Raw genomic sequence first — 310 nt, 5'->3', positions numbered from 1 at the left:
GATGCGGCCTTGATCGTTGCGCCGACAGATTGGGAAATGTCTGTTACGCGCCCATTCCGGTCGCTCAGCCGATGCACCGCAATCCCCGGAAGCTGCCGACCCCGACCGATCAGTGAGCAGCAGTCTGCGAGAACACGTTCATCACGATGACACCAGTCACGATCAAACCCATTCCCGCCATTGCCGGTAAGTCCAGCTTTTGCCCCTGAATGATCCAGGCAACGGCTGCGATCAATACGATGCCGCAGCCCGACCAAATTGCGTAAGCTATCCCGGTGGGAATGGTCTTCAATGTCAGCGACAGGCAGTA

Annotated in this window: 1 protein-coding gene; it reads right to left on the bottom strand. The window is 57.4% G+C overall.

What is annotated here, in order from left to right; translation table 11 throughout:
- Nucleotides 1-109: 109 nt before the first annotated feature.
- Nucleotides 110-310, bottom strand: a 201-nt coding sequence (locus tag CVH10_RS19235; protein WP_369335888.1) for an SMR family transporter, incomplete at its 5' end; no start/stop codon positions are given.

It is taken from the genome of Halomonas sp. ND22Bw (genome assembly GCF_003011945.1).
Classification (GTDB): domain Bacteria; phylum Pseudomonadota; class Gammaproteobacteria; order Pseudomonadales; family Halomonadaceae; genus Halomonas; species Halomonas halophila.
Note: the sequence above shows the minus strand (reverse complement) of the source record. Positions and strands in the feature narration are given on the sequence as shown.